A 26,636-nucleotide genomic window follows, 5' to 3' on the forward strand; every position below is an offset into this window, starting at 1 on the left:
GCTGATACCTCTCAATAACCGACGGTGAAACGCTGGCGGGAATGTTGCGGCTTCTCGATTTCATCGGCAAGCGCAATGGCGTAGTCCTCGAAAGAAATACGGCTGCCCTGATCATTGCTCAGGAGATTGTCCTTGCCGATCCGGAATTTGCCGGTTCTTTCGCCCGGCACGAATTCGGCCGAAGGCGACAGGAAGGTCCAGTCGAGCTGCTTTTCCTGTTTCAGCCTGTCCAGGAATTCCGCGCCCTTCGTTGCCTCGGCCTTGTAGGCGGCGGGGAAATCCGGCAGATCGACCACACGCTGGCCCGGTGCGATTTCAAGGCTGCCGGCGCCGCCGACCACGAGATAACGCTGAACGCCGGAGGCGCGCACGGCCTCGATCAGCGTTGCGGGATCGCTGGCGGTGAAATGCACCGAGCTGATCACGGCATCGTGACCCTTCAACAGCTCCGAAAGCGCCGCCTGATCGAAAACATCGCCCTTCTTTGCCACCACATTTGGCAGGGCGGCGATCTTTTCGGGATTGCGGGCAATCGCCGTGACCTGATGTCCGCGATCGGAAAGTTCCTTCAGGATACGGGATCCGGCATTGCCGGAAGCGCCGATGAGCGCGATTTTAACCATGGCTTGTTTCCTCTGTTAATATCGTCATTGGTCTAAATAATAGACCGCGAAGCAGAGCTATGGTATCGCAAGGCTGGCCGCAAGAAGTCAGCCGCCGGTGATCTGGTCACATGGCGATGACCTAGACGGCTCCAAAAACGGGCAAGGGGTAAGGATAATGCCGGATATACAGACCAGGGAAATCTTCACCTTCGAGCAGCCCTGCCCCATCCGCGATGTGCTGGACCGCATCGGCGATCAATGGAGCCTGCTGGTTCTCGAAGCCCTTCAGGGCGGAGTTCTGCGCTTCAACGAGCTGAACCGCAGGATCGACGATATTTCCAAGCAGATGTTGTCGCGCACGCTGAAGCGCCTGGAAGAGGACGGCTTCATTCGCCGCACGCTTTATGCCGAGGTGCCGCCGCGCGTGGAATATGAGCTGACCAATCTCGGCCGTTCTTTTCTGGTGCCGATGCAATTGCTGGTGCAATGGGCCGATGAGAACCATGTCCGCATCTGCAAGGCGCGCGTGGAATATTCCGAAAACGACAATCGCGGCTGAGGCACGCCTCCAGCCGCCCCGCAACGCATCCATCCGAATTTCGTTCCGCCGCTTCGTTTCCTTTTTGTACTCATTTTTTCACCGCCTCCCCTTTCCTTTGCGCGTGACTCCCTCCATATTTCGCGCATGGCCAGATCACCGAAAAACTCCACCTCCTCGCGTCAAGGCTTCGAGGAAGCCCCGCAATCGTCATTCGAAGGCGCGCCGCTGAGCGGCAGCGTTGCCGATTGGGTAAAACAGCTCGAGGCGGAAGCCGAGGCGGGCTCGGTGGAAACCCAGCGCGAAATCGCCTCGAAAGCCGGTAAACACCGCAAGAAGATCGAGATCGAGGCGCGCAAGGAAGCGGAAAAAGCGGCCAACAAAACGGCTAAAAACACCACGGCTTCCAAGACAGCGCGCGGTGTGTCCATCGGCGCGTCGAGTGATCCGAAAACCCGCGCCGCCGCCGGTCTCAATCCGGTAGCTGGTATGGACGTCTCGCTGGAGGAGGCCGCCAACCTCGCGCCGGGGGCCGTCACCGCAACCGTGGATGCCCTGTCCAAGCTGATCGAAAGCGGCAATCCGCTTTTCAAGGACGGCAAGATGTGGACGCCGCACCGGCCGGCCCGTCCGCCGAAATCCGAAGGCGGCGTTACCATCCGCATGGACTCGGAGTACCAGCCCGCCGGCGACCAGCCGACGGCGATTGCCGATCTGGTGGAAGGTATCAATTTCGGCGAACGCAGCCAGGTTCTGCTCGGTGTTACCGGTTCGGGCAAGACCTTCACCATGGCCAAGGTGATAGAGGCCACGCAGCGCCCGGCTGTCATCCTCGCCCCCAACAAGACGCTGGCCGCACAGCTCTATTCGGAGTTCAAGAACTTCTTCCCCGATAATGCCGTGGAATATTTCGTCTCCTACTACGATTATTACCAGCCGGAAGCCTATGTGCCGCGCTCCGACACCTTCATCGAGAAGGAATCATCGATCAACGAACAGATCGACCGGATGCGCCACTCCGCCACCCGCTCGCTGCTGGAGCGCGACGACTGCATCATCGTCGCTTCAGTCTCCTGCATCTACGGTATCGGCTCGGTGGAAACCTATACCGCCATGACCTTCCAGATGCAGGTGGGTGATCGGCTGGACCAGCGCCAGCTTCTCGCCGACCTCGTGGCCCAGCAATACAAGCGCCGCGACATGGATTTCCAGCGCGGCTCCTTCCGCGTGCGCGGCGATACCATCGAAATCTTTCCCGCCCACCTTGAGGATGCCGCCTGGCGCATCTCGATGTTCGGCGACGAGATCGATTCCATCACCGAATTCGATCCGCTGACCGGCCAGAAGACCGGTGACCTGCAATCCGTCAAGATTTACGCCAATTCGCACTATGTCACGCCGCGCCCGACGCTGAACGGCGCAATCAAGTCGATCAAGGAAGAGCTGAAGGTCCGCCTCGCCGAGCTTGAGAAGGCCGGGCGCCTGCTGGAAGCGCAGCGGCTAGAGCAGCGCACCCGTTACGACATCGAGATGTTGGAAGCGACCGGCTCCTGCGCCGGCATCGAGAACTATTCGCGTTATCTCACCGGCCGCAATCCCGGCGAGCCGCCGCCGACTTTGTTCGAATATATCCCTGACAATGCGCTACTGTTCATCGATGAAAGCCACGTCTCTGTCAGCCAGATCGGCGGCATGTATCGCGGCGACTTCAGGCGTAAGGCGACGCTGGCCGAATATGGCTTCCGCCTGCCCTCCTGCATGGACAACCGCCCCCTGCGTTTCGAGGAATGGGATGCAATGCGCCCGCTCACCGTTTCCGTTTCGGCCACCCCCGGCTCATGGGAAATGGAGCAGTCCGGTGGCGTTTTCGCCGAACAGGTCATCCGCCCGACAGGCCTCATCGATCCACCGGTGGAGGTGCGTTCCGCCCGCAGCCAGGTGGATGACGTTCTCGGTGAAATCCGCGAAACCGCCGCCAAGGGTTACCGCACGCTCTGCACCGTGCTGACCAAGCGCATGGCCGAGGACCTCACCGAATATCTGCACGAACAGGGCGTTCGTGTTCGTTACATGCACTCGGACATCGACACGCTGGAGCGTATTGAAATCATCCGTGACCTGCGCCTCGGCGCCTTCGACGTGCTTGTCGGCATCAACCTTCTGCGCGAAGGTCTCGACATTCCCGAATGCGGCTTCGTGGCCATCCTCGATGCCGACAAGGAAGGTTTTCTGCGTTCGGAAACCTCGCTGATCCAGACCATCGGCCGCGCCGCCCGTAACGTCGACGGCAAGGTCATCCTTTATGCCGACAACATCACCGGCTCGATGAAAAGGGCGATGGAGGAAACCTCCCGCCGCCGCGAAAAGCAGATGGCCTATAACGCCGAACACGGCATCACGCCGGAATCGGTCAAGGCGAAGATTTCCGATATTCTTGATTCGGTTTATGAGCGCGATCACGTAAGGGCCGATATTTCTGGCACTTCCGGCAAGGGCTTCGCCGATGGCGGGCATCTGGTCGGCAACAATCTCCAGTCCCATCTCAACGCGCTGGAAAAATCCATGCGCGACGCCGCAGCCGATCTCGACTTCGAAAAAGCCGCCCGCCTGCGCGACGAAATCAAACGCCTCAAGGCCGCCGAACTCGCCACCATGGACGACCCCATGGCCAAGGAAGAAGCGCGCGCTATTGAAGGCGGTGGAAAAAGCACCAAACGCCGCCCCGAGTCGATCTCCCCCCCTGAGGGGGAGATGTCCGGCAGGACAGAGGGGGGTGAGCCACACCCGGCAGCCTCCAACTCCCTCTTCGCCAAACCCTCTCTGGACGAAATGGGCCCCGGCTCGGACGCCGGAAAGCCTTTGTTCCGCAGGAACACGCTGGACGAAATGACGGTGGGAAGAACCGAGAAGCCTGTCCGGGGCGCGGTACCCGACAAGCCCGAAACAGAAGCCGGCAAACGGTTCTCACCGCTTATGGAGGGCCAGCCGGAACGCACCGCGGACGATCCGAGACCACTGGTCCGCGGCAAGATCGGTGCGGGTTCATACGAGGATGCCGGGGAGCAGAAGCGCAAAAGCCGAACGAAGGGCAAGACGGGTCGGCCCGGGCGTTGATGCACATGGTGGAAGGCTGGCCTGAGAGGTCGGCAGATTAAGGCGCCCGCCACGCTCAAACTTGCGCGAGCGGCATTGCCGCAACATTATGGGTTCTGGAACGCGTAGCTCCTGGGAACGTTGATCGTTTCAGGAATGATGACGGGAGACCCATATGTATCGGAAAAACCTCTTGGCCTTCTGCCTGCTCATGTCCTCCGGTTCTGCTCTTGCCGGGCAAATCGAAGACGCCACCTTCCACAGCGCAGCCTTGAACGCGCCGTTTCCCGTCAATATCTACCGCCCGGATGGTGCACCGCCCGAAAACGGCTGGCCGGTGCTCTATCTCCTGCACGGCCATGATGGCGACCAGAACAGCTGGCGCGATCTCGGCAATATCGAAAAGACGCTCGATACGCTCATCGCAGCCGGCGCCATCCGGCCGCTGGTTGTCGTCATGCCCGGTGTCAAGAACAGCTGGTATGTGGATTCCGCCGCTGTCGGCGGCCCCGGCGATTACGAAACCGCCCTGACCGGCGACCTGCGCCACCAGATCGAAAAAACCCTGCCAGTGCGCAAGGATCGGGAAGGCCGTGCCATCGCCGGCCTTTCCATGGGCGGTTTCGGCGCATTGCATCTCGCTTATGGCCATGAGGATATCTATGGCGCCGTCGCCAGCCTGTCCGGCGCCATCTGGCAGAACGTGCCCGCCGCCGATCTTGACAAGACGCCCGCCGAACTGAAACTCATCCAGGACAGCGCCTTTTTCCATCAGGTCGACCGCACCACGATCACCAGCGGTATCGTGCTGCCGTCCACCGGCGATCATTTTTCCGGCGCCTTCGGCACCCCTTTCGATGCCAGACTCTTTAATGAAAAGAACGTCTTCACCCTCGTCGCCCAGCACGTCGCCGAAAGCGAGGACCTGCCCGCCACCTATCTGACCGTCGGCGACGATGACGGCTTCTTCCTCTGGCGCGGCGCCATCGCCCTGCACGAGACGCTGCAGGCCGACAACCGCAAATCCGAGTTGCGGGTGACCGATGGCGATCACGTCTGGTCGGTGTGGAAGGTTTCGATCATCGATGCGCTGAAGTTCATCAATGGGGAATGGGACAAGGCAGCGGATGTCGCCGGGAATTGACGCGCGACGCGCCCTCTCAAACCAGACACATCGGTCATTTTCCAGCGCGCTTCTTTCCACTCTTTCCCGCAAGGTTCAACATCACCGCCGCCCGGATCAGTGCCGCCAGCGCCTCCTCATCCACCACATCCCCCTCGTGAAAATCGATCGCCCGCCGCGTATTGCCTTCCAGGCTGGAATTGAACAGGCCCGCCGGGTCCTCAAGTGAAGCGCCCTTCGCAAATGTCATCTTCACGGCGCTCTTGTAGGTTTCACCCGTGCAGAGGATACCGGCATGCGACCAGACCGGCACGCCGCGCCATTTCACCTCTTCAATCACCTCCGGATCGGCCTTCAGGATCACCGCGCGGATGCGAGCGAGCATATCGCCGCGCCAATCGCCCAGCTCCGCGATTTTACGGTCGATGACGTCTGACGCCACGGTCTCCTCCGCATCTTTTTCCGTCACCGTTTTTGCCATGATGCCCTCCCGATTTCGCCGCGAGGCCATTTCGGACCTGCTTCGCCACTGTTCCGGCTTTCACCATAGACCAAATTTTCCTGTCCTCCCATGCGGAACCAAATCCACCCTTCCCCGTTTCCTCCCCGAACGCAACGTTCAGCATACAAAGGGAAGAAACATCATGAAAATCAATGTCATCGCTCTCGCTGCCGCAGCAGCGCTCTCTTCTTCCGTGGCCTTTGCCCAGACGGCAACCACGGCCCCTGCTGTCGGCGCGGATGCTACTCTGTCCGGCCCCGGCATCACCATGGGCAACAAGGCCAGCGCCCCGCTGAAGTTCGTCAATGTCCAGAAGACCGATCTCACCGCTTCCCAGCTTGACGGCATGGACATCTATAACGCCCAGAACGAAAACATCGGCGAGATCGAGGATGTGGTGATCGGCGACGGCAAGTCGGTGATCGGTCTGGTCGCCAGCGTCGGCGGCTTCCTCGGCATCGACAAGAGCTATGTGGTGCTCGACCCGGCATCCGTCGCTGTCCACAACGACAACGGCACGTGGAAGGCCTATGTCGACACCACCAAGGACGCGCTGCAGAACGCCCCGAAGCTCGATTACGACAAGCTGGACGACTGATTACCCCTGCAGTTGTTCACTTGTCTCCCCCGCGCCGAGGCGCGGGGGTTTTCGTATGGACTATTCCGCACAGCAACCGACAATCCACGCCCGGCAGACCCTTGCCTGACAGACACTTGCCTAGGAGCCCGCCCCTCGCCTATCTTCGGTGCGCAAATCACCAAGGATCGATGCGTGCCCGCCCATAGTCTCTTTTCCCTTTCCGTCAGTGCCGCCCTGTTGCTGAGCGCCGTTCCGCTGTCAGCACAGTCCGCCGGCTGGAAACCCGCCGAACAGATCAAAACCTATGCCATCAGCGGCAATACCGGCGGCGCGCTTTACCAGTCCATCGGCGAACGCGGCCCGACGGCCGGCGTGCAGGCCATTGCCCACACCACCTTCAAGCTGACATGGCGACGGGATTACCGTCCGCAGCCGGATGGCGCCTGCGTGCTGGCCACCGCAAGGCCCAATCTCACCATCCTCTACACCTGGCCGAAAGCGCCGGCCAACCTGCCGCCCGCCGTCGCCGCCAGCTGGAAGAACTTCATTTCCGGCGTGGAAACCCATGAGCGCGTCCATGGCGAGCATATTCTCGACATGGTGAAGAAGATCGAAGCCTTCAGCACCGGTTTGAGGGCGGAGAACGATCCCAAATGCCAGAAGGTGCGTGTCGTTCTGCAGCAGCGTCTGGGTGAGCTTTCCAATGAGCAGCGCCAGCGCGGCCGCGATTTCGACCGCGACGAGCTTTCGCCCGGCGGGCGCGTGCACCAGCTCATTCTCGCGCTGGCCAACGGCCCCTGAGCGATCGGGCTATTCCGCCGCTTCGCCTTTCAAAAGAGGTTCGACGAGCGTCACGGTCTCCAGCTCGTAGGAATAACCCTCCAGCATCGTATAGGCCTGCTCGATCGCCTCGATCTGGGTTTCGGCATTGCGGATGGCCTCGGCGATGGACTGGCTGCGGGCGCGCAGCATGGAACTCAGCACATCGGTCTCCGGCTTGCGGCCCAGCCGATCCATGTGTTTGCGCACCCGGGTACGGTGTCGTTCCAGCTCGAGAATATGGAAACGGCTTTTCAGAATATCGTCGGTCAGCTTGCGGCGCATGGCGGCCACGGGATCGAAACTGCCGGGTTCGCGCTCGTCCAGAATGAATTCATTGACCAGCGTTTCCAGCATCAGCAGACCCTTGAGGTCCTTGGCGTCGGCAAGCTGCGGGTCGTAGCCCGTATCGTCGAACACCCTGCGGCGCACCGGATCCTTCAGAAGCTCATAAGCCGTCTGCAGGCGCGCAAATTGCTCGACGTCGCCGCCACTGTCGGGATGCGCGGCCTTGGCCACCTTGCGGTAGGCCGTCTTGATCGCCGCCTCGTCGGCATCGCGCTCCACGCCAAGCAAAACATAGGGATCGATCACAAAAACACCTTCAAACTCAAAATGTTACCCGCATGCCCCATGCCACGCTCCTGAGGCCTGCCGGCGGATCATAGGCCAATTCCGCCCCGTGCGGCACCCCGCCCCGGCTTTTAAACCGGCAAAGCCCACACGAAACATCGCGGCACAACCGACGGAAAAGCCCTTGATGCCCAAATTTGTCGGACAGAAGGCGACTATAATGACGGGCGGGACAAAATTGTGGAAAGCGACGGTAAAACATGCCGACTAACCGGCACCGCACTTGCCGCTGCCCGCCGGAAAACGCCCTGCAAAGGAGCATATCAGGCGCATTTTCAGGGCCTTATGGTAGAAAGTCGCCAACGGGTGTAAGCTCGGCTTTTGGATCCGAAGGGAGGACGATCCGATGCCGCAAACCATTACCCAGACCGTCACGGACTACGTCCATGCCATGGCCTATGCGGATGAGGGCCTGATGCGAGATGTATTCGACCCGCGCGCCAGCATCGTTGGCACCTTCGAAGGTGAAATAGAATGGCTGTCGCTGGAAGATTTCGTCGACCAGATGCGCAAGAGCGAACGCGGGCTGCCCGACCACGATCCCGCCTTCGAAATCATGGGCATCGACAAGGAGGGCGACAGCGCCTCGGTGAAGCTCACAACCCGCTTCGACGGCATGGATTTTTACGAATATCTGTCCCTGCTGGAACGCGACGGCAGCTGGTCGATCGTGCACAAGCTTTATCACATAAAGCCATAGGCATCATCAAAACAGCGATAGAAAAGGGGAATGGCAAAGGCTAAGCCTTTGAAAATACTGGTGCCCCCGACAAGGTTCGAACTCGTGACCCCCTGATTACAAATCAGGTGCTCTACCAACTGAGCTACAAGGGCAAGCCAGTGCCTTGCCAACTATCAGATTCTGACTTGGTGTAAAGCGAAAATTGTCTGCGGCTCGTCCCGCAGGCTTCTTTTTTACACCGCAATCTCGCCGACGTATCCGTCTGATCGCTATTAAAGCAAAAGGCCCAGAAAATAAGCGAAGTATTTACGCGGCGAAGCTAAAATGGCTGCAGATCATAACCATTCAGCGAGAATAACGCATCCGATGCGCGCGAGCATACAGAAAATCCAGCTGACAGGCACAATCGTCATTGCCGTGAGCGCCATCCTGCTGGCTACACTTGCCGCGCTGCCCAGCGTTTCCAACTATCTTCGTTATCGAACGAACGCACAGCAACTGAACCGCTTTGAAACCGCGCTGCAATCCGCCTGGCTGGTCTCGGCCGAGCGTGGTCCGGCCAATAACCTGATGGCGGCCGCTTCTGCGGATGCAAGCCTTGTCGAGCGCTTGGCCACCGCGCGTAAGGCGACAGACGACAAGTTGTTGCAAGTCGAGGCCTCCTTCGCCGAAGAAATCAAAACGCAGCCCGGCTTGGCGAAGTCACTTGCCGAAACCCGCCAGAAACTCGCGCAATCGCGAGAGGCGGTGGATGCGGTTGCCGCCCTTTCGCCGGAAGCGCGCAGCTACAGCGCCATGGCCAATGCCATCCAATCGATGTTCACGGCCGCCGATAGCGTCAACCTGCTCCGCGGCAAGGCGGCACGCGCCATCATCACGAGAACCCCCGATGTCGCGATCGATATCGCAATGACCGGCACCGCCGGTGTCATGCGCGACAGGATCGGCCGCCTCGGCTCCTACGTGGTGATGAGCCTGCAGGCAAACAGGCAGGACAGATTAAGTTATCGCGCGAAGTTCGACACCGAGATGCAGAGCGTCATGCTGGTGAAATCCTCTCTGTGGAACTACACCGCCGCCTATCTGTCGACACCGCGTCTCGATGCCGCGTTTCGCGATTTCGATACCTATTATTTCGGCCAGTCGCTTCGTTACGCGCAAAATACGATTGCCATCGTCGTGCCCTCAGCACTTCCAAGTGTCCGCGATTTTTCCGAAAACTACATTCAGGGCATGCGGTCATCAGATCAGCTGCGTGACCTGATCCTCGCCGAAACCCGCGCGAGAATCGAAAAGAACAAGCAACAGGCGCTCATCTATGGCCTGGCGTCACTCTTTCTCGCCCTGATCGCCGTTCTGGTCCTGCTGCGCCTCACATCGGTCTATAAGACGGCGCTGTTCCGGCCCATGCAGTCTGTCCTGGCGCAGATTTCCACGATAGCGGCGGGCGATCTTTCCGAAGCTCAGCGCCAGGAGGGCGTTGCCCCCGAAGTGACGAAGATGTTCAGGGAATTGGATTTCCTGCGCGAGCAGCTTCGGCAGAAGGGGGAAATGGAAGACCAGCAGCGCGCACTGGCCGAGCAGCTCCGCACGCTGTCCGAAACCGATGCGCTGACCGGCGTCTTCAATCGCCGCGCGCTGGAAAAGTCCGTTCGGGCCATTCTGAGCGGAGATGAGCAATATCAGTCACTCGGCGTCATGATCGTCGATATCGATCACTTCAAGTCGATCAACGACCGCTATGGCCACGCCATGGGTGACCTTGCGCTGCAAAAGACGGCGAGCCTTTTAAAGGGTGCCTTGCGCAAGACCGATATTCTGGCCCGGTATGGTGGCGAGGAATTCGTCGTCGTGCTGCAGGATGTCAGCCACGCCACGGCCACCGCCACCGCCGACCGCCTTCGCCGCCTGATCGAAGCCCAGACCGTCGATGAACAGACCGGTTTATCGCTGACGGCAAGTTTCGGCGTCGTCTGGCAGGAGGCACGCGCAATCAACAGCTGGGACGAGTTGATCGCCATCGCCGACGACCGGCTTTACGAGGCCAAGCGCGCCGGCCGCAACCGGGTGTGGGCAACCTATTTCCCGAAGGTCGCAAACGGCTAGGCGACATCGCCAGTGACGAATTCCGCCGCGCCCTAGATCAAATCCAGCGTCATCACGACAGGGCAATGGTCGGACGCCTTCGGGCGATCCCAGCCGGTGCGGGGGTAACGTTCAACCTCCTGCCCCGGCGGGAAAACCGTGCGGAAAGGCTGTCCGTTGCGGATGATTTCAGGAATATGGGTGGCGTTCGTTTCCGCCAGACGCGGGGAAAGCCAGACATAGTCAAGCTGGCACAGATGCTGTTCCTGCGGCCCGCGGGAGTGATAAAGCGTCCAGCGATCCATGACGTCGCGGCGCGTCATCGGATTGACCACGAAACCATCGGCCGTGAAGATATCGAGCGCACTGCGCTCCTCCTCGACGGGCGCGAAGCTGTAGCCGCTGCGCCTGTCGCCGGAAATCGCAACGCGCTCCTGATAGTCGTTCATATCGCCGCAGATCGCGAAATTCTTGTTGTGGGTATTGCCGACACCCCAGCGGTTTTCGATGATACGGCGCACGGCCATGGCTTCCGCCTCGCGGATCGGCATGGTGGCGAGCCGCGCATCGACCGGGTCGCGGGAATTGGTCATGGATTTGAAATGGGTGACGTAAAGCGTCAGCGGCTTGCCGCCGATCCGGAGGTCAATTTCCAGGCAATCCCGTTTGAAAATCTTGTCATCGATCTGGTTGGTCGCGGCGAGTGCAGGATTGAAGAGATCGAGATTGCGATAGGTCAGCGCCGCATGGCTCTTGATATCGACGACCTCGATCTTGTCGCCGTCGCGCGTCTTCTCGCGCATGACGACGGCGACATCGATGCCGCGGCTGTCATTGCCCTCGACCAGATATTTCTGCAGATAGCCATTGCCGACCATGCGGTAGAGATAGCCATATTCAAAGGCCTGCAGCGCCGCCATGTTGTCGACTTCCTGCAGGCAGAGAATATCGGCATCCGCATCCGCAATGGCGAGCGCTGAAAGCTGGCGCGTATCGTCGGTGGAAGCCACCATCCGCGCGCTTTCCAGCGCCTGATAGGTTGCCTCGTCCCTGATATCGAAAAGCTGGATCGCCCTGTCGCGCCGCGTCTGGTTGCGAAAGCCGGTGAAATCAAAACGGGTGAGAAGATTTTCGATATTGAAGGTGGCGAGCCGAAGCGACATGTTTCATTCCTATTGCTGCGGGGGGAGCTTAACCGCTCCCGTTCGACCTCGCCAGTGGTTTGGGGCATGGCGCGCTGGACCAGACTGGCTGACGCGCGACGTCGGTTTTGGTGAGTCGCGTGCCGATGCTCCCCCACCTCATTCCTGTGCTTGTCACAGGAATCCAGTCGACGCGCGTCTGCGCGGCGGGATTAAAGCCGCCAGCCCGCACGAATAGCAACCGGCAAGCGATCCCCAACTGCAACCGCTTCGCGCGAATAGGCCCTGAGCGCCTGCCCGTCCGGCAGGTCGAGACGCAGAGCATACCGTTCGCCCTCATAAAGAACCGAGGTAACTGTGCAGGCAATTCCATCCGCATCCCGCACCACATCCTGCGGCCGCACGAGAATATCGACCCGCGGCGAGTGCCCACCGCTTTCCATCGCCGCCCGAAGTCCTGCCCAGTCGAGATCGCGCGACGCCGCATCCGGCACCGGCAGGCTGAGGATCGCCCCCTGCCCCACCAGCGAACCGACCAGCCTGCCCTCCGGCCGCGCATAAAGCTCCGCCGGCGCCGCGACCTGCAACAGTCTGCCCTGCGACATGACGGCGACATCGGTTGCCAGTGCCATGGCCTCGGCCTGATCATGGGTGACATAGATCATCGTCGCGCCCGAACGAGCGTGGAAATCGCGAAACGTCTCCTCCATCTCCTGGCGCAGATGCCGGTCGAGATTGGCGAGCGGCTCGTCGAGCAGAACCACGTCAGGCTCGGTGACGAGGCAGCGGGCGAGCGCCACGCGCTGCCGCTGGCCACCGGAGAGTTCGGCGGGACGGCGGTCGGCGAAGCTTTCAAGACGGACGGCGGCAAGCGCCTCCCCGACCTTCCAGCGGTACTTATCACCCGAAATGCCGCGCACCTTCAGCGGATATCCAGCATTGTCGGCAACCGACATGTGCGGCCACAAGGCATAGGACTGGAACACCATCGCCATGTTGCGCCGCTCCGGCGGCACCATGCTGCCGGCATCGGCCAGCACCCTCTCGCCGAGCAGGATGGAACCATCGGTCGGCTGTTCGAAACCGGCGATCATGCGCAGCACCGTCGTCTTGCCGCAGCCGGAAGGGCCGAGCAAGGCGAGAAAGCCGCCATCGCGCACGGTAAGCGACACGTCGTCGACGGCAGGCTTCGATCCGGCTGCAAAATTTTTCGACAGGCGGTTGAGAATCAGTTTCGCCAAGGAACCACTCCTTTCGGCAGATAGCGCCCCAGAATTTCGAGCAGCAACATGAGGAAAATCACCATGATGACGACCAGCACCGAAAGCGCGGACGCAAGATCGAAGCTGCCGCTATCATCGAGATTGTAGATGAGCACACCGAGCGTCTGCGTGCCGGCCGACCACAGGAGCGCCGAGACCGTCAGCTCGTTACAGGCGATCAGGAAAACAAGAATGACCGAAGCGCCCGCCGCCGGGCCGACCAGCGGCAGAATGATATCCGTGAGCCGCCGCCAGAAACCGGCACCTGACAGCCGAGCGGCCTCTTCCAGCGACGGATCGAATTGCAGGAAGGCGCTGACCATGGGTTTCAGGCTGACGGCAAAGAAGGAGGAGAAATAGGCGAGCAGGATGATCCAGATCGTGCCGTAAAGCGTGATGCCCAACAACGGAATGGGGGCCGCAAAAAGCAGCACGAAGGACACCGAGATGACCACGCCCGGCAACGCATAGGGGATATCCACCAAGGCCGACAGCAGGAACATGAAGCGGCTCTTGCCACGCACCAGGAAATAAGCGGTCAGCACCGTCACCGCCAGCAGGCAGAGCGATGTGGCGGTTGCCAGAAACAGCGAATTGCGGAAGGCGGTACGGGTGACACTCTGGCGGTAGAGCAATTCCTCATAGGCATGCAGCGTCGCGGTCTTGAGACTGAGCGGCACGCCATAGGCAGGCGCGAGCGAACTCGCCACCAGTGCCGCGAGCGGTGCAACCAGCATGAAGAACAGCACCAACCACAGGGCACATTCTGCCGGCACCCGCCAGCGCGCCAGCCCGAAGGTTGCGGCCTTGCCGGAAAGGCCGATGATACGATAGTCCCTGCCCTTCATCGCCCGTTCCTGCAGCGCAAGCCCGGCGACCGAGATAATGGCGATCATGGTGGAGAGAATGGCGATATCGCCGAAGGTGCTGGTGCCGAAACTGGCGAAGCGGCTGTAGATCAGCGTCGGCAGGGTAAAGATCGACCCCGGTATGCCGAGGATTGCCGGAATGCCGAAATTGCCGACATTGGACACGAAGGAAATCGCCGCCCCGGCGATCAGCCCCGGCGTGGAAAGTGGCAGGATAATATCGAACAGCACACGCCGCGGCGAAGCGCCCGAAAGCTTGGCGGCCTCGATGCCATCCTGCGGTAGCGCAAGCAGACCGGCGCGCAGCGACAGATAGACAAGCGGTGCATGCTGCACGCCGAGCAGCAGCGCGATGCCCGCTATCGAATAAAGCGGCTGCGGCGAACCCATCGGCGGCGCAAGACCGATGGCCTTCAACAGCGTACTCGACGGGCCGGTCATGCCGATCCACGACAGCGCCGTCACCTGCGGCGGGATCATCATCGGCAGCATGAACAGGAAGCTTAAGATCGACTTGCCACGAATGTCGCAAAGCGTCAGCGAAAGCGCGAAGGCGCCGCCAATCGCCAGCGAGATCAGCATGCCGAAAAACGAGGTGGAGAGCGTGTTCAGCGCCGCATCCCAAAGGGCTGGATCAGCGAGAAGCCGCCATATGTCACCATTGAGTGATGAGATGATGCCGGTATAGGCCAGCCGGCCGAGCGGCAGGGCACTGAGGGCAAAGACGACACTCACCACAAAAGGAAACAGCCAGCGCGGCTGGCTGCTTCCATAGGCACTTGAACGGGACATGCCGCTATATCAGCCCTTGGAGCCGAAAATATCGGAGAAGGTCTTCAGGTCCTGCTCGGAGTTCTTCAGCGCATCAGCAGCGCTGAGCGGCAGAACCTTGATCTTGTCGCGGGCCGGGAAACCTTCCGGCATGCCGGCATCGGCGCGCACAGGAATGTAACCGAGCTTGACGAAGCCCTGCTGGCCCTTTTCCGAAAGCACGTAGTCGACGAACTTCTTCGCGGCTTCCTCGTGTTTGGTGCCCTTGATGATCGCGACCGGCTCGGTGACGGCAGATACACCCTCTTCCGGGAAAACGAACTCGACCGGCGCGCCCTTGGCCTTTTCGCGGATCGGCATGTAGTCGACGACCACGCCGTAAGCCTTTTCGCCCGAAGCGACGGACTTCAGAACCGCACCGTTGCCGCCGCCGGCAATGGCGTCATTGGCCTTCAGCTGCTTGTAATAGTCCCAGCCGAGGCCGCTGGCGGCAGCCAGCGTCTGCGCGTGAATCAGCGCCGCACCGGAGGTCAGCGGGCTCGGCATGGTCACGAGACCCTTGGCTTCAGCCTTCGCCAGATCTTTCCAGCTCGTCGGCTTCATCGCGGCGGCGGTGTTGTACATGATGCCGGTCGTGATGAGCTTGGTGGAATAATAATAGCCGTCCGCATCATAAAGCGAAGCATCGATGTTCTTGGCCTCAGTGGACTTGTGGGCCAGCAACTGGCCAGCCTGCTTCATGCGCTCGAGCGTCACGGTGTCGGCGATCAACAGCACGTCGGCCACCGGATTGCCGGCGCTGATCTCGGCCATCAGCTTGGCCATGATCTTCGGCGTTCCGTCACGCACCCATTCGACTTCAAGACCGGGATTGGCAGCCTTGAAACCATCAACGGTTGCCTGCGCGTCCTCGTTCGGCTGGCTGGTATAAAGCACCAGATCGGCGGCATTGGCAGCGGTGGCGATGAAGCCGAGCGATACGATGGCGGTGAAAGCGGAAAGCAGCGTTTTCATGGGTCCAGTCCCTGTTGTTTGGTGGGACCGCTTAAACATGATTGCATAACATGTATGTGACAGGCAGGATTTTGATGCCGTTATCTTCTGTCGGCGAAGGTTGAGACCGTGGCCACCCCCCTCTGCCCTGCCGGGCATCTCCCCCTCAAGGGGGGAGATCGGCAAGAGGCTCTGCCTCCACTTCATTTGCAGACGTCGAGATAGGCGGGGCCTACCCGCGAGTCGATCTCCCCCCTTGAGGGGGAGATGTCCGGCAGGACAGAGGGGGGTGAAGCCGCAACCTCTGCCGCTACCGGGAACCACCAACTCAAATCGCCGGCAGCACCTCGCCCGCCTCGGCCTGCGCCGTCGTAATCAACCGGCCAAGCCGCTTCATGCCTTCCTCGATCATCGCCTCGTTGGCGCAGGAGAAGCTGATGCGCAGCGTGTTCGTGCCAGAACCATCCGCAAAGAAGGCTCGACCGGGAACGAAGGCCACCTTTTCCGTGGCGATGGATTTTGCCAGCAGCGCGGCACCATCCATGCCCTCAGGCAACGTCACCCAGATGAACATGCCGCCTTCCGGCTTCGTCCAGCTGGTGGTCTTCGGCATGTACTTCTCGAGCGCGGAGAGCATCGCATTACGGCGGGCGCTATAGGCGGCCTTGATCTTGGCGACTTGGCTGTCGAAACCGCGCGAGGCCACACGTTCGATGGCGATCTGGTTGATGGTCGAGGAATGCAGGTCGGCGGCCTGCTTCATCAGCACCAGCTTGCGGATAACAGGTGCGGAAGCGACGATGTAACCGACGCGAAGGCCCGGTGCGAGCGTCTTGGAGAAGCTGCCGCAATAGATGGTGCGGGTGTTCTCGATGCCGCCGGAGCGGGCAATATCGAGCGCCATGATCGGCGGAACTGCCTCGCCATCGTAACGCAGCGACTGATAGGCCGCGTCTTCGATGACGGCGATGTCGAGCTCGTCGGCCAGCGCCAGAACCTTTTCACGGCCGGCCAGATCGACGGTCTCGCCGGTCGGGTTGGAAAAATCGGCCGAGAGATAGGCGAACTTCACCGCACCGCCATGCTTGGCGGCGGTCTCGCGATAAGCCTCCGGCGTGCGGTTGCCGCCGGGATTGAGCTGATCATAATTCGGCTCATAGGCGTTGAAGGCGGAAAGCGCGCCGAGATAGGTCGGCCAGGTGACCAGCGCCGTATCCTTCGGCGACAGGAACAGCTTGCCGAGATAATCGAGACCCTGCTGCGAGCCGGAAACGATGAAGACATTGTCGGCGGTGCAGTCGATGCCGATATCGGCCATCTCGCCTGCCAGCCATTCGCGCAGCGGCTTGTAACCCTCGCTGACAGAATATTGCAGGGCGGCATTGACCTGCGAGCCGGAAAAAATTTCTGCGTAAGCCTGCTGGAACTCCTCTGCGGGGAAGAGAGCCGGATCCGGAATACCGCCGGCAAAGGAGATGATATCAGGCTGTTCGAGCAGCTTCAGCAGCTCGCGGATTTCAGACGCTTTCATGCGCGAAGAGCGCGTGGCGAAAATTTGTTCCCAATTTAGCATGGGTACGTTTCCTCTTGTGTCGTTTTTATGCGTGCATCTTTACAGAAATGTCGATATGTCAGCAATACTGACTTATCAGTTTTTCGAATTATTTCTGCCTCCCTGCACGATGTCCGCCACGGCCCCGCATTCGCGGCCGTTTTTCCGGACAAAGCCAGATACACCCTCTGAGAAGGCTTAACAATCTTCCGTTTGCGATTGACGCCGCGCGCTTTTCCGGCTGGATTGCGCGCCGGTGCCGCAGACGGCATGATGATGATGGGAGTTGGAAGACATGTTGAAAAATATCGACCCGGCGCTGAATGCAGACGTTCTGCACGCGCTGCGCGCCATGGGTCACGGCGATACTCTGGTGATATCAGACACCAATTTCCCGTCCGATTCGGTTTCCCGTCACACCACGGTCGGCAAGGTGCTGCACATCGACAATGTCTCGGCCGCGCGCGCCATGCAGGCGATCCTGTCCGTCCTGCCACTCGATACGCCGTTGCAACCCTCGGTCGGCCGTATGGAGGTGATGGGCGCACCCGATCAACTGGAGCCGGTCCAGGCCGAGGTGCAGAAGGAAATCGACGCGGCGGAAGAAAAATCCGCTCCCATGTATGGCATCGAGCGTTTCGCTTTTTACGAAAAAGCCAAACAGGCTTATTGCGTCATCACCACTGGCGAGACGCGGTTTTATGGCTGCTTTCTGCTGACCAAAGGTGTCATCCCGCCGAAGTGAGAGGCGGCCGATAGTGGAAACGGCACATACGAATTCGGATGCATTATCGTCAACCACTCGCGCCTAGCAACGAAAAAGGCCGGAGCTTTCGCCCCGGCCTCCATATCTTCCACCAAGCAATAGAGCTTAGTTGACGGCCTTGTCGACCAGCTTGTTCTTGCCGATCCAGGGCATCATGCCGCGCAGCTTGGCGCCGACTTCTTCGATCTGGTGGCTGTCGTTATTGCGACGGATGCCCTTGAAGCGAGCGCCGCCGGCCTTCCATTCCTGCATCCACTCGGAGGTGAACTTACCGGTCTGGATGTCGTGCAGAACGCGCTTCATTTCAGCCTTGGTGTCGGCAGTGATGATGCGCGGACCGGTGACGTATTCGCCCCACTCAGCCGTGTTGGAGATCGAGTAGTTCATGTTGGCGATGCCGCCTTCATAGATCAGGTCAACGATCAGCTTCACTTCATGCAGGCACTCGAAATAGGCCATTTCCGGAGCATAACCGGCTTCGACCAGCGTTTCGAAACCGGCGCGGATGAGCTCGACGAGACCGCCGCACAGAACGACCTGTTCGCCGAAGAGATCGGTTTCGCACTCTTCCTTGAAGTTGGTTTCGATGATGCCCGAACGGCCGCCACCAACGCCGCAGGCGTAGGAGAGAGCAAGTTCAAGAGCGTTACCCGAAGCGTTCTGATGAACGGCAACGAGGCAGGGAACGCCGCCGCCCTTCTGGTATTCGCCGCGAACCGTGTGGCCGGGGCCCTTCGGTGCGATCATGACGACGTCGAGCGATGCCTTCGGCTCGATGAGGCCGAAGTGAACGTTGAGGCCGTGTGCGAAGGCAATCGCTGCGCCATCACGGATGTTGCCGGCAATGTCGGCCTTGTAGATGTCGGCCTGCAATTCGTCAGGCGTCGCCATCATCAGGAGGTCGCCCCACTTGGCGGCTTCGGCAACGGTCATGACCTTGAAGCCGTCGGCTTCGGCCTTCTTGACGGTCGGCGAACCGGCCTTAAGAGCGATGACGACGTTCTTGGCACCGGAATCCTTGAGGTTCAGCGCATGGGCGCGGCCCTGGGAGCCGTAACCAACGATGACGACATTCTTGGACTTAATGAGATTGAGATCCGCATCACGATCATAATAAACGCGCATTTTGTGGTCCTTCCCTAATGCTTGTCTCTGTTGTCTTAACCGGAACCTTAAGCGACCTTGCCGCCCAGTTCCGAATGTACCTTCTCCGTGCCGTAGAGCGTCAGAAAGGCGACGACCGCCTTCTTTGCCCGGGCGGAAAAATCCTTGTCCGGCGCCTCGCCCAGCAGCATGCGCACATGCAGATCCGAGACGATGAGACCGTAAAAACTGCGATACGCCTCTTCTGCGTCATCGAAACGCAGGTAGCCGGAACGGCGACCCGCTTCGATCAATCCACGGGCGCGGCGATCGATCTGGCGACGACCGCGTTCCAGCAGCAGATCGCCGAGCTTCGAACCATCCCGGCTCGCCTGGCCGATGGCCAGACGGTTGAGCGCCAGCGACACGTCGCCCGCCAGCACGTCCAGCAGATCATGCGCGAAAACCTCGAGGTGATCGGCAAGCTGCGGCGCGGAAACGCGGTCGCCCGCCTTTTCGAAGGTGCGGACCTTGCTCTGCTGGAAGGTGATCATCGCGGCCAGCAGGCCGTCCCGGTCACCAAACCACTTGTAGAGGCTTTCCTTCGAACAGTTGGCGGCGCGCGCCAGCCCGGATGTGGTGAGCGCTTTCTCACCGCCCTCGACCAAAAGACGCAATGCCTGGTCCAGAACGGCGTTCTGGCGCGGCGAAAATTCCTGCGCTATGATCGGGTCGGAAGCCAAGTCTTTCCACTCCAGGGGCTCGATTAATGTACCGTACGGTACGGTTCGAGCGCCATTTAAGCGGAGGCAGCGACGGGGTCAAGCGGATTCTTTGGAGGTGAGAAGAATTGGTGCGGTGCGGCGTAGGATGAGTGGAAGCGTGGTGGGGTTCTTTGGGCGGTTGTGCGGTAGCAGATCGATGGCGCGTGGAGCTTACCCCCCTCTGCCCTGCCGGGCATCTCCCCCACAAGGAGGGAGATCGGCAAGTAGCTTAGGCCCGCTTCATTCTTTACCCAAGAGATAGGCGAAGCGTAGCGGCATATCGATCTCCCCACCTGTGGGGGAGATGCCCGGCAGGGCAGAGGGGGGTAAGCTCCACGCGCCACCGCTCCGCCTTGAATGGACATCTACCCCGCCGCCATCTCACGCGATGCATCGATATCCCGTGACGGCGACAATCCATAAAACCGGCTATATTCACGGCTGAACTGCGAAGGGCTCTGATAACCAACACGATGGCCGGCCGTACCCGCATCCAGCCGCTCCGCAAGCATCAGCCGGCGCGCCTCATGCAACCGCAGCTGCTTCTGATACTGAACCGGCGTCATGGCCGTGATCGTCTTGAAATGATGGTGGAAGGACGAAACGCTCATGCCGATCTGTTCGGCCAGTTCTTCGATCCGTAACTGGCGCGCGAAATTCTCGCGCAGCCAGGCGATGGCGCGGGCGATGCGGTTGCCATGGCTGCCGGCTGCGATGACGTTCATCAGCTGCCCGCCGGCCGGTCCGGTCAGAATGCGATAGAGGATCTCCTGCTCGATCAGCGGCGCCATGGCGGCGATGTCGGCTGGACGATCGAGCAAACGCAGAAGCCGGATGGCCGCATCGAGAAGCTCCGGTGTGGCCTTGTTAACGACGATGCCACGTTGCCCATTCGCCGGCTCCGAAGGTGGATCGATCGGTACGCGGCTCATAAGATCGAGCAGCTTTTCGCTGTCGATGGCAAGGGCGATGCAGAAGTGCGGCACCTCCCTGCTCGCCTCCACCACCCGCCAGGCAACCGGCAGATCGAGTGACGTCAGGAGATAGTCGCCGGCGCCATAATTGATGGTGTCCGTTCCCAGCTGAAGGCTTTTCGATCCCTGGATAACCAGTGCGAGAGAGGGGCGGTAGCTGCCATGGCATGGTGCGCTGGGGATCGTGCGCCGACTGATGCCGAGGGATTCGATCGCCGTCCGCACCTCCCCGTCCTGGGTAGCGTGCCGCGCGGCGATGGAGGCAATCTCCTGATAGACATTGAACGGCAAGGACATGAGGGAAAATCCCCTGACTGAAGGAAGAGATATATTGGATGTCTCTTATTTATAAAGCCGCCGGCCGTCCGCAAAGAGCACGCGGGTATTTTTTGCAGGATCGTGCAAGAAGCTCGGAGGATCGCTCTAACGCCCCTTGACGCTTCCATCGCATAGTCCGCCGTCCCCAACTCCCGAAAGGATATTCAGATGGCTATTGCAAGAGGTTATGCTGCGACCGACGCGTCGAAGCCGCTTACCCCGTTCACCTTCGAACGCCGCGAGCCGAATGATGACGACGTCGTCATCGATATCAAATATGCCGGCATCTGCCACTCGGACATCCACACCGTCCGCAACGAATGGCACAATGCCGTTTACCCGATCGTTCCGGGCCACGAAATCGCCGGTGTCGTCCGGGCCGTCGGCTCCAAGGTCACCCGGTTCAAGGTCGGCGACCATGTCGGCGTCGGCTGCTTCGTCGATTCCTGCGTCGGCTGTGCCACCCGCGATGTCGACAACGAGCAATACATGCCGGGTCTCGTGCAGACCTACAATTCCGTTGAACGCGATGGCAAGAGCGCGACCCAGGGCGGTTACTCCGACCATATCGTTGTGCGGGAAGACTACGTCCTGTCCATCCCGGACAACCTGCCGCTCGATGCCTCGGCGCCGCTTCTCTGCGCCGGCATCACGCTCTATTCGCCGCTGCGCCACTGGAATGCCGGCCCCGGCAAGAAGGTCGCGATCCTCGGCATGGGTGGCCTTGGCCATATGGGCGTGAAGATCGGTTCGGCCATGGGTGCTGATATCACCGTTCTCTCGCAGACGCTGTCGAAGAAGGAAGACGGCCTCAAGCTTGGCGCGAAGGAATATTACGCCACCAGCGACGCCTCGACCTTCGAGAAGTTAGCCGGCACCTTCGACCTGATCCTGTGCACCGTCTCGGCCGAAATCGACTGGAATGCCTATCTCAACCTGCTGAAGGTCAATGGCACGATGGTTTTGCTCGGCGTGCCGGAACATGCTATCCCGGTCCACGCATTCTCGGTCATTCCCGCCCGCCGTTCGCTCGCCGGTTCGATGATCGGCTCGATCAAGGAAACCCAGGAAATGCTGGATTTCTGCGGCAAGCACGACATCGTTTCGGAAATCGAAACGATCGACATCAAGGACGTCAACGAAGCCTATGAGCGCGTGCTGAAGAGCGACGTGCGTTACCGCTTCGTCATCGACATGGCCTCGCTCGACGCTTGATTGAGACCACTGACTGATTGGAAAAAGGCGGGAAGCCGATGCTTCCCGCCTTTTTTGTTACCTGCCCTCACGCCTCGTCCTTCAGCGTCTCTTTCTGGGTAATCAGGCGCGCACTGTGCTGGCCGCTCAGATAAATCCACAACCAGCTCCAAGCCACGGCAAGGCGCGACCGTGTTCCGATCAGGAAGTAGATATGGGCAAGCCCCCATATCCACCACGCCAGTACGCCCTTCAGCTTGAACCTGCCGAAATCGATCACCGCCGCACGTTTCCCGATGGTTGCGAGATTGCCCTGATGGCTGTAGCGGAAAGGTGATGGTGATGGCTTGCCCTCCAGCCGCGCCTTGATGACCTTTGCCACATAAGCGCCCTGCTGCTTTGCCGCGGGCGCGATGCCCGGCACCGGCTTGCCGTTTTCCTGATTGACCGCAGCGGTATCGCCGATGACGAAGATATCAGCATCGTCATCGAGATGAAGCTGCGGCCCGACGATGACACGCCCTGCCCTGTCGCCGGCGGCATTCAGCCACTTCGCGGCCGGAGACGCCTGCACTCCGGCGGCCCAAACGACGGTGCGGCAGGGATAATAGGTCTCGCCCACCGTCACGCCCTCATCCGTGCAGGCCGTCACCGGCGTGCCGAGCAAAACCTCGACACCAAGCTTTTCAAGCGCTTCCCGGGCATAGGCCGACAGATCTTCCGTAAAGACCGGCAGGACGCGAGGGCCGGCCTCGACAAGCAGAACACGGGTCTTTGTGGTATCGACATTGCGGAATTCCGCCGGCAGCGCCTTGTGAGCGAGTTCGGCGATCATGCCCGCCATTTCCACGCCGGTCGGGCCGGCGCCGATGATGACGAAGGTCAGCAGCGCCTGCCACTCCTCTTCGCTGGTCGCAAGTTCGGCTCTTTCAAAGGCCAGAAGCAGGCGGCGGCGGATTGTCGTTGCATCTTCCAGCGTCTTGAGGCCGGGGGCGGAACGCTCCCATTCGTCGCGACCGAAATAGGCGTGACGGGCGCCGGTGGCCAGCACCAGCGTATCGAAGCCGATAAGCTGGCCCGAATTCAGCTGCACGGTCCGCGCCGCCCGGTCCACGCCGGTCACCTCCGCGAGCAGGGTCGTCACCTCCTTGCAGTCGCGGTAAAGATGGCGGATCGGCCAGGCGATTTCGGATGTCGCCAGCGCCGTCGTCGCAACCTGATACAGCAGGGGCTGAAACAGGTGGTGATTGCGACGGTCGATCAATGTGATGCGGACAGGGGGCCCCTCCAGCCCGTGCACCAGTTGCAAACCGCCGAAGCCTCCACCCACGACGACAACATGATGTTCTTGCATATGTCTCTGCCTTCCAAAGCTCGCGCATGGAGCATGCGCGAGGCAAAGCATAGGCGAAAAAATTGACTTTGGTTATGAATTAGGCTGACCGCAGGCCTGACAAAAACGCCGGACTGTTTCAGCCATGCCATACTCCAGGGCATCTGCCGTCAGCCCGTGGCCGATCGAAACCTCGGCGAGATTGGGAATGCGTTTCATCAGCCTGGGCAGATTTGCCACCGTCAGATCATGGCCGGCATTGACCGCAAGCCCGAGTGCTGCGGCATGATCCGCCGTCTGCCCCAGCTTCTCGACAAGCACGTCGGCCTTTTGCGGATCGTCAAAACAGCCGCCATAGGGGCCGGTGTATAGCTCGATGCGGGCAGCACCCGTCTCGGCTGCCAGTTCCACCGGCTCGCGTTCCCCGTCACCATCGGCAAACAGCGAAACGCGCATGCCGCCGGCCTTCAGGCGCCCGACGACATCTTTGAGGAAAATGGCATGTTTGCGGAAATCCCAGCCATGGTCTGATGTCGCCTGCGACGGGTCATCAGGCACCAGCGTCACCTGTTCCGGCTGGGTCTTTTCACACAGAACGAGAAAATCCTCGGTGGGATACCCTTCGATGTTGAATTCCGCGCCGGGGAAGCGATCATCGATCAGCGCCCGCAGCACCGGCAGGTCAGAAAAGCGGATATGGCGCTGGTCGGGTCGCGGGTGTACAGTCAGCCCGCTTGCACCCGCCGAGAGCGCAATCTGCCCGAAATGCGCGACGTCAGGCCAGGGAAGATCGCGGCGGTTGCGTAACATGGCAATTGCGTTCAGATTGACGGAAAGTTTTGCAGGCATGGCATCGGGGCTCCGGTTCGGAATTGACACCTTGTTTCACGCAGGTTGACGCCAACCGCAAGGAGGCCGATAAAATTTTTTAAAGGTGCGGGAACGAAAGCAGGCAATACACGTTATGGTTTTTTTGCTGTGTTTGGCATGATGTCTTGATCAGAAGACAGGCCCGCGACGGGGGAACGAATAACGGATGCCATAAAAAGCAGGCACACTGTCAAAAAGCGTGAAGGGGGAGACGATGCAGGATGGCAGGATGCCGTTTGGACACGGCGACGAGGACAAACCCAATCTAAGGATCAGCAGCTTTCTACCGGATGTGAGCCTGCCTTCCTCCCTGCCCGCCGAACCGGTTCCCATCGCCGACATGGCCAATATCTTCGGGGTGACCCACCGAACGCTGCATTTTTACGAGGAAAAGGCGCTGCTGACCTCGAAACGCATCGGCCAGATGCGGGTTTATACCCACCGCAACGTCCAGCGCATGGCCGTCATCAACGTCTGTCGCGAAGTGGGCATCTCCGTCGCCGCGATTACCGAGATCATGGAAAAACTCGTCCGTTCGCTCTCGCAGGAAGAGGCGGACGACATATTCCACACCGCACTGCGGCAGCGGAAGAGGGAATTGACCGCCGAGCTTTCCACCCTCCAGCGTCAGGCCCAGCAGATCGAGGAATTGCTGGTGACGGAGACGGATGCTGACGGCATGGATGGTACCGAGCGGGCGCCAGCAAAGGACATTGCCCTGACCGACGCCGAACGCAAATGCCTGGAGCTGATGGCGGAGGGTTATGCGCCGGTGCGGCTTGCCCGTGCCCTTGGCCTTTCAGGCAGCGACCTTAACACGCTGGAGGCAAAGATCATCGGCAAGTTCAATGCCAGCAACCGCTTTCAGGCGGTCGCAAAGGCGGTGCTGCTCGGCGTCATACGCGCCTGATCAACGAACGATTGTCAGGGTTTCGGCCGCGCGGGTGATGGCCGTGTAAAGCCACCTTTCGCGAGAATCCCTGAAGGCATAGCTCTCGTCAAAGAGAACCACATTGTTCCATTGCGAACCCTGCGCCTTGTGTACGGTCAGTGCATAACCGAAATCGAACTCGTCGTACCGCTTGCGGGTCGACCAGGGAATTTCCGTCTCCACATCCTCAAAGGCCGCCTTCAGCAATTTTATCTTGGCCGCGCCGCGATCCATATCGTCATCTTCCGGCCGGATCATCAGGTTGATGCCGGGCTTCACCGTCTCGCGTGAAGAGCTCATCACCTGCCACAGCGAGCCGTTGAGCAGACCCTTGGCCGGATCGTTGCGAAGGCAGACCAGCTTGTCGCCGGACTGCGGATAATCGGCGGAAAAACCTTTGAGCTCGCGAAGCCGCTGATTATAGCGGCGGCGGGTGCGATTGGTGCCGACCAGCACCTGATCGGCGTCCAGCACCAGTGACTGCGTCACTTCGGATTTGGAAATCACCTGCGCGGAACCATAATCGCCGCGCATGATCTCGCGACCCTCCCGCACATCCATGGCAAGATGGATGATGGGGTTATCCTTGGCCTGGCGGTGGATTTCCGACAGCAGATAATCCGGCTCCTGCTCGGTGAAGAAACCACCACCCGAAACCGGCGGCAGCTGGCCCGGATCACCCAGCACGAGGATCGGCGTGCCAAAACTCATCAGATCCTTGCCAAGCTGCTCATCCACCATCGAACATTCGTCGATGATGATGAGTGCTGCCTTGGCAAGCGGGCTCTGGCGGTTGATGGAGAACATCGGCGCAATCGAGGTCTTGCCGGTTTCCTCGTCTTCGACAGTTTCTTCGCCGCGCGGGCGGTAGATCAGCGAATGGATGGTGCGGGCATTGGTTGCCCCGCGCGAACGCAGCACCTGCGCCGCCTTGCCGGTGAAGGCAGCAAACAGCACCTCACCATCGACATTTTCCGCGAAATGTTTGGCAAGCGTCGTCTTGCCCGTTCCGGCATAACCGAACAGCCGGAAAACCGGCGTCCGGCCTTCCTTCAGCCAGCGGGAAACAGCCTTGAGCGCTTCGTCCTGTTGCGGTGAAAATAACATGCGCCCTCATCGCAGGATTCGAGCCTGATGCGCAACAAAAAAAGAAC

The 26,636-nt window shown here is 60.2% G+C and carries 24 protein-coding genes and 1 tRNA gene; 10 read left to right on the forward strand and 15 right to left on the reverse strand.

Going from position 1 to position 26,636, the window contains the following annotated elements; all coding sequences use genetic code 11:
- Positions 1–11 precede the first annotated feature (11 nt).
- Positions 12–623: an NAD(P)-dependent oxidoreductase gene (locus O8B93_RS08310; protein ID WP_269709358.1), complete on the reverse strand. Its 612-nt coding sequence runs from the start codon at positions 621–623 to the stop codon at positions 12–14.
- Between the two features lie 157 nt (positions 624–780).
- Between O8B93_RS08310 and O8B93_RS08315 the strand changes: the two genes are divergently transcribed.
- From O8B93_RS08315 to O8B93_RS08325, 3 genes are all read left to right on the forward strand, one after another.
- The gene (locus O8B93_RS08315) at positions 781–1,164 is read left to right on the forward strand and encodes a winged helix-turn-helix transcriptional regulator (RefSeq protein ID WP_269709359.1); all 384 of its coding nucleotides are present in this window, start codon (positions 781–783) and stop codon (positions 1,162–1,164) included.
- A 126-nt stretch (positions 1,165–1,290) separates the two neighbouring features.
- Positions 1,291–4,257 (forward strand): excinuclease ABC subunit UvrB, encoded by a 2,967-nt coding sequence (gene uvrB, locus O8B93_RS08320; protein ID WP_269709360.1) that lies wholly within the window; start codon positions 1,291–1,293, stop codon positions 4,255–4,257.
- 154 nt (positions 4,258–4,411) lie between these two features.
- Entirely contained in the window at positions 4,412–5,380 is a 969-nt protein-coding gene (locus O8B93_RS08325) for an alpha/beta hydrolase (RefSeq protein WP_269709361.1), read from the forward strand.
- 34 nt (positions 5,381–5,414) lie between these two features.
- Here O8B93_RS08325 and O8B93_RS08330 read toward each other — a convergent pair whose 3' ends face one another.
- Positions 5,415–5,840, reverse strand: coding sequence for a DUF1801 domain-containing protein (locus O8B93_RS08330; protein WP_269709362.1), 426 nt, complete (start codon positions 5,838–5,840; stop codon positions 5,415–5,417).
- A 163-nt stretch (positions 5,841–6,003) separates the two neighbouring features.
- Here O8B93_RS08330 and O8B93_RS08335 point away from each other — a divergent pair, with 163 nt between their 5' ends.
- Together O8B93_RS08335 and O8B93_RS08340 are read left to right on the forward strand one after the other, a co-directional pair.
- Positions 6,004–6,459 (forward strand): PRC-barrel domain-containing protein, encoded by a 456-nt coding sequence (locus O8B93_RS08335; protein WP_269709363.1) that lies wholly within the window; start codon positions 6,004–6,006, stop codon positions 6,457–6,459.
- 174 nt (positions 6,460–6,633) lie between these two features.
- The gene (locus O8B93_RS08340; protein WP_269709364.1) at positions 6,634–7,242 is read left to right on the forward strand and encodes a DUF922 domain-containing Zn-dependent protease; all 609 of its coding nucleotides are present in this window, start codon (positions 6,634–6,636) and stop codon (positions 7,240–7,242) included.
- Between the two features lie 9 nt (positions 7,243–7,251).
- On the opposite strand, the gene O8B93_RS08345 is transcribed toward O8B93_RS08340, so the two are convergent.
- On the reverse strand, positions 7,252–7,854 hold the full coding sequence (locus O8B93_RS08345; RefSeq protein ID WP_269709365.1) for a J domain-containing protein: 603 nt from the start codon (positions 7,852–7,854) through the stop codon (positions 7,252–7,254).
- Between the two features lie 385 nt (positions 7,855–8,239).
- Between O8B93_RS08345 and O8B93_RS08350 the strand changes: the two genes are divergently transcribed.
- A complete protein-coding gene (locus tag O8B93_RS08350) occupies positions 8,240–8,593 on the forward strand; it encodes a nuclear transport factor 2 family protein (protein WP_010972664.1) in 354 nt (117 codons plus the stop codon).
- A 58-nt stretch (positions 8,594–8,651) separates the two neighbouring features.
- Here the strand turns inward: O8B93_RS08350 and O8B93_RS08355 are convergent.
- Positions 8,652–8,727: transfer RNA gene (locus O8B93_RS08355), tRNA-Thr, on the reverse strand.
- 214 nt (positions 8,728–8,941) lie between these two features.
- Here O8B93_RS08355 and O8B93_RS08360 point away from each other — a divergent pair.
- The gene (locus tag O8B93_RS08360) at positions 8,942–10,681 is read left to right on the forward strand and encodes a GGDEF domain-containing protein (protein WP_269709366.1); all 1,740 of its coding nucleotides are present in this window, start codon (positions 8,942–8,944) and stop codon (positions 10,679–10,681) included.
- 32 nt (positions 10,682–10,713) lie between these two features.
- On the opposite strand, the gene O8B93_RS08365 is transcribed toward O8B93_RS08360, so the two are convergent.
- The 5 genes from O8B93_RS08365 to O8B93_RS08385 form a co-directional block, all read right to left on the reverse strand.
- Positions 10,714–11,823 carry an endonuclease/exonuclease/phosphatase family protein gene (locus O8B93_RS08365; protein WP_269709367.1) on the reverse strand — a complete coding sequence of 370 codons (1,110 nt, stop codon included), beginning with the start codon at positions 11,821–11,823 and terminating at the stop codon, positions 10,714–10,716.
- A gap of 191 nt (positions 11,824–12,014) precedes the next feature.
- A complete protein-coding gene (locus O8B93_RS08370; protein WP_269709368.1) occupies positions 12,015–13,043 on the reverse strand; it encodes an ABC transporter ATP-binding protein in 1,029 nt (342 codons plus the stop codon).
- On the reverse strand, positions 13,031–14,725 hold the full coding sequence (locus O8B93_RS08375) for an ABC transporter permease (protein WP_269709369.1): 1,695 nt from the start codon (positions 14,723–14,725) through the stop codon (positions 13,031–13,033). Before O8B93_RS08375 ends, O8B93_RS08370 begins: the two co-directional genes overlap by 13 nt.
- Before the next feature lie 9 nt (positions 14,726–14,734).
- Positions 14,735–15,718: an ABC transporter substrate-binding protein gene (locus O8B93_RS08380; protein WP_269709370.1), complete on the reverse strand. Its 984-nt coding sequence runs from the start codon at positions 15,716–15,718 to the stop codon at positions 14,735–14,737.
- A gap of 307 nt (positions 15,719–16,025) precedes the next feature.
- On the reverse strand, positions 16,026–17,270 hold the full coding sequence (locus O8B93_RS08385; RefSeq protein WP_269709371.1) for an aminotransferase-like domain-containing protein: 1,245 nt from the start codon (positions 17,268–17,270) through the stop codon (positions 16,026–16,028).
- A gap of 274 nt (positions 17,271–17,544) precedes the next feature.
- Here O8B93_RS08385 and O8B93_RS08390 point away from each other — a divergent pair, with 274 nt between their 5' ends.
- A complete protein-coding gene (locus O8B93_RS08390) occupies positions 17,545–17,994 on the forward strand; it encodes an RbsD/FucU family protein (protein ID WP_269709372.1) in 450 nt (149 codons plus the stop codon).
- Positions 17,995–18,120: 126 nt separating this feature from the next.
- On the opposite strand, the gene ilvC is transcribed toward O8B93_RS08390, so the two are convergent.
- From ilvC to O8B93_RS08410, 3 genes are all read right to left on the reverse strand, one after another.
- Complete coding sequence (gene ilvC, locus O8B93_RS08395; protein ID WP_174057034.1) at positions 18,121–19,140, reverse strand: ketol-acid reductoisomerase; 1,020 nt, start codon at positions 19,138–19,140, stop codon at positions 18,121–18,123.
- Between the two features lie 47 nt (positions 19,141–19,187).
- Positions 19,188–19,841, reverse strand: coding sequence for a TetR/AcrR family transcriptional regulator (locus tag O8B93_RS08400; RefSeq protein WP_269709373.1), 654 nt, complete (start codon positions 19,839–19,841; stop codon positions 19,188–19,190).
- A gap of 386 nt (positions 19,842–20,227) precedes the next feature.
- Positions 20,228–21,133: an AraC family transcriptional regulator gene (locus O8B93_RS08410; protein ID WP_269709374.1), complete on the reverse strand. Its 906-nt coding sequence runs from the start codon at positions 21,131–21,133 to the stop codon at positions 20,228–20,230.
- Positions 21,134–21,322: 189 nt separating this feature from the next.
- On the opposite strand from O8B93_RS08410, the gene O8B93_RS08415 reads away from it, so the two are divergent.
- Complete coding sequence (locus tag O8B93_RS08415) at positions 21,323–22,369, forward strand: NAD(P)-dependent alcohol dehydrogenase (protein WP_269709375.1); 1,047 nt, start codon at positions 21,323–21,325, stop codon at positions 22,367–22,369.
- A gap of 67 nt (positions 22,370–22,436) precedes the next feature.
- Here O8B93_RS08415 and O8B93_RS08420 read toward each other — a convergent pair whose 3' ends face one another.
- Together O8B93_RS08420 and O8B93_RS08425 are read right to left on the reverse strand one after the other, a co-directional pair.
- A complete protein-coding gene (locus tag O8B93_RS08420; protein WP_269709376.1) occupies positions 22,437–23,702 on the reverse strand; it encodes an NAD(P)/FAD-dependent oxidoreductase in 1,266 nt (421 codons plus the stop codon).
- 72 nt (positions 23,703–23,774) lie between these two features.
- Complete coding sequence (locus tag O8B93_RS08425; protein ID WP_269709377.1) at positions 23,775–24,530, reverse strand: pyridoxine 5'-phosphate synthase; 756 nt, start codon at positions 24,528–24,530, stop codon at positions 23,775–23,777.
- 235 nt (positions 24,531–24,765) lie between these two features.
- Between O8B93_RS08425 and O8B93_RS08430 the strand changes: the two genes are divergently transcribed.
- Positions 24,766–25,461 carry a MerR family transcriptional regulator gene (locus O8B93_RS08430; protein ID WP_269709378.1) on the forward strand — a complete coding sequence of 232 codons (696 nt, stop codon included), beginning with the start codon at positions 24,766–24,768 and terminating at the stop codon, positions 25,459–25,461.
- Here the strand turns inward: O8B93_RS08430 and O8B93_RS08435 are convergent, their stop codons facing one another.
- Positions 25,462–26,589 carry an ATP-dependent DNA helicase gene (locus O8B93_RS08435; protein WP_269709379.1) on the reverse strand — a complete coding sequence of 376 codons (1,128 nt, stop codon included), beginning with the start codon at positions 26,587–26,589 and terminating at the stop codon, positions 25,462–25,464.
- Positions 26,590–26,636: the final 47 nt, after the last annotated feature.

The sequence above is a fragment of the Martinezella rhizogenes genome, assembly GCF_027460065.1.
Classification (GTDB): Bacteria; Pseudomonadota; Alphaproteobacteria; order Rhizobiales; family Rhizobiaceae; genus Agrobacterium; species Agrobacterium rhizogenes_C.

Bases quoted from the DNA above. Each gene is read 5' to 3' on its own strand.
- O8B93_RS08310 (WP_269709358.1), bottom strand. From the start codon at position 623: ATGGTTAAAATCGCGCTCATCGGCGCTTCCGGCAATGCCGGATCCCGT.
- O8B93_RS08315 (WP_269709359.1), top strand. From the start codon at position 781: ATGCCGGATATACAGACCAGGGAAATCTTCACCTTCGAGCAGCCCTGC.
- uvrB (WP_269709360.1), top strand. From the start codon at position 1,291: ATGGCCAGATCACCGAAAAACTCCACCTCCTCGCGTCAAGGCTTCGAG.
- O8B93_RS08325 (WP_269709361.1), top strand. From the start codon at position 4,412: ATGTATCGGAAAAACCTCTTGGCCTTCTGCCTGCTCATGTCCTCCGGT.
- O8B93_RS08330 (WP_269709362.1), bottom strand. From the start codon at position 5,840: ATGGCAAAAACGGTGACGGAAAAAGATGCGGAGGAGACCGTGGCGTCA.
- O8B93_RS08335 (WP_269709363.1), top strand. From the start codon at position 6,004: ATGAAAATCAATGTCATCGCTCTCGCTGCCGCAGCAGCGCTCTCTTCT.
- O8B93_RS08350 (WP_010972664.1), top strand. From the start codon at position 8,240: ATGCCGCAAACCATTACCCAGACCGTCACGGACTACGTCCATGCCATG.
- O8B93_RS08360 (WP_269709366.1), top strand. From the start codon at position 8,942: ATGCGCGCGAGCATACAGAAAATCCAGCTGACAGGCACAATCGTCATT.
- O8B93_RS08365 (WP_269709367.1), bottom strand. From the start codon at position 11,823: ATGTCGCTTCGGCTCGCCACCTTCAATATCGAAAATCTTCTCACCCGT.
- O8B93_RS08375 (WP_269709369.1), bottom strand. From the start codon at position 14,725: ATGTCCCGTTCAAGTGCCTATGGAAGCAGCCAGCCGCGCTGGCTGTTT.
- O8B93_RS08380 (WP_269709370.1), bottom strand. From the start codon at position 15,718: ATGAAAACGCTGCTTTCCGCTTTCACCGCCATCGTATCGCTCGGCTTC.
- O8B93_RS08385 (WP_269709371.1), bottom strand. From the start codon at position 17,270: ATGCTAAATTGGGAACAAATTTTCGCCACGCGCTCTTCGCGCATGAAA.
- O8B93_RS08390 (WP_269709372.1), top strand. From the start codon at position 17,545: ATGTTGAAAAATATCGACCCGGCGCTGAATGCAGACGTTCTGCACGCG.
- ilvC (WP_174057034.1), bottom strand. From the start codon at position 19,140: ATGCGCGTTTATTATGATCGTGATGCGGATCTCAATCTCATTAAGTCC.
- O8B93_RS08410 (WP_269709374.1), bottom strand. From the start codon at position 21,133: ATGTCCTTGCCGTTCAATGTCTATCAGGAGATTGCCTCCATCGCCGCG.
- O8B93_RS08415 (WP_269709375.1), top strand. From the start codon at position 21,323: ATGGCTATTGCAAGAGGTTATGCTGCGACCGACGCGTCGAAGCCGCTT.
- O8B93_RS08420 (WP_269709376.1), bottom strand. From the start codon at position 23,702: ATGCAAGAACATCATGTTGTCGTCGTGGGTGGAGGCTTCGGCGGTTTG.
- O8B93_RS08425 (WP_269709377.1), bottom strand. From the start codon at position 24,530: ATGCCTGCAAAACTTTCCGTCAATCTGAACGCAATTGCCATGTTACGC.
- O8B93_RS08430 (WP_269709378.1), top strand. From the start codon at position 24,766: ATGCAGGATGGCAGGATGCCGTTTGGACACGGCGACGAGGACAAACCC.
- O8B93_RS08435 (WP_269709379.1), bottom strand. From the start codon at position 26,589: ATGTTATTTTCACCGCAACAGGACGAAGCGCTCAAGGCTGTTTCCCGC.